General features: G+C 40.8%; 2 protein-coding genes. One reads left to right on the top strand and one right to left on the bottom strand.

Annotated elements, in window-relative coordinates:
• The first annotated feature begins 221 nt into the window (after positions 1-221).
• The gene (locus tag AC438_RS16430) at positions 222-674 is read left to right on the top strand and encodes a hypothetical protein (RefSeq protein ID WP_156317139.1); all 453 of its coding nucleotides are present in this window, start codon (positions 222-224) and stop codon (positions 672-674) included.
• A 79-nt stretch (positions 675-753) separates the two neighbouring features.
• Here the strand turns inward: AC438_RS16430 and AC438_RS17475 are convergent, their stop codons facing one another.
• Entirely contained in the window at positions 754-957 is a 204-nt protein-coding gene (locus AC438_RS17475; RefSeq protein WP_082354233.1) for a SymE family type I addiction module toxin, read from the bottom strand.
• Positions 958-1065: the final 108 nt, after the last annotated feature.

The raw sequence follows: 1065 nt of genomic DNA on the forward strand, positions 1-1065 counted from the left end.
TGCATTACCGAGCGCCTTTGGCGGTTCTTCAAAAAGAAAGTCCTCTATAATCAATATCATGCCGATGTGAAAACCTTTAGGCAGGCATGCGTAGTTTTTTTCAAGAATATTGACCAACATAAAGAAAAGTTAAGAGTACTGCTCAGCGGTGGATTTCAGGGTTTCTGTTAAACCTAAATTCCAAACGCTTTTACTATAGATAAACACCAATGAGAAATGCAATGAAGAAGAGCCTATTTTATTTATTTATGTGGTTATTTTTTTCCGGGTTAAGTATGAATGTAGCTGCTGTAGTTGATGTTCCAGATTTTCGTTCTGTGCCTTGGAATGAACGAACCTATAGAACTCTGTTATCTTCAGATTTTGGCGAAGTTACTGTGAATGTTCGTAGTCAAGGTAATGGTGAGGTTAAATCTATTTTGATCGAGACGCTTGGTGAAAAAATGCTTGTCCCATTGGAGAAATTGATTGGAATTGAGCAATTAGGAGGGCCAGATTTAGCTATCGCAAATGAAGGTAGCGAAAATGAAGAGCTACGGGTTTTCTTTGAATACGGGGCTCCTATAAGGGTTCAAGCAGATTCGAGTTCTGATTGGGTACGTCAAGTGTTAACAATTGTTATCAATCACAATGGTAAGATTGAAGTCGCCAAGAAAATTCCAGATAAAAAATAGAAAATGCAATTTAAGCCCTAGCCTAGATTCGAAATAAGCAGGACAGGCACTCGTTAAAAATCATCGAGTGCCTTTTTATTTACGGTTCGCTAGTCAACACCAAACACCCGTCCATAACCCTGACCTTCACCGGCGAATCAATCTCAAATCCCGCTTGGATTAACCAATGGCCTTTAAGGTGAATCTCCCCGATGGGTGTGCGTTGGCGGCAGTTCTGACTAAGTTGGTAGGAGTGGTAAGTCTCCCTGACTTTTAGCTGCCGTTGTTGGTTTGTAGTGGTCAACCCATCTGGTCACGAGTTTAGAGTTTTTTTGTAAAGCTGTTCTTTTTTGAGAGGCGTCAAGCCGTCATTATGTTTATGAGGTCGAATACTATCGTGGCCAGCAGGGTG

This window comes from Marinagarivorans algicola (assembly GCF_001292705.1).
GTDB classification, from domain to species: domain Bacteria; phylum Pseudomonadota; class Gammaproteobacteria; order Pseudomonadales; family Cellvibrionaceae; genus Marinagarivorans; species Marinagarivorans algicola.

Coding starts and splice junctions, on each gene's coding strand:
- AC438_RS16430 (WP_156317139.1), top strand. CDS start 222: ATGAAGAAGAGCCTATTTTATTTATTTATGTGGTTATTTTTTTCCGGG.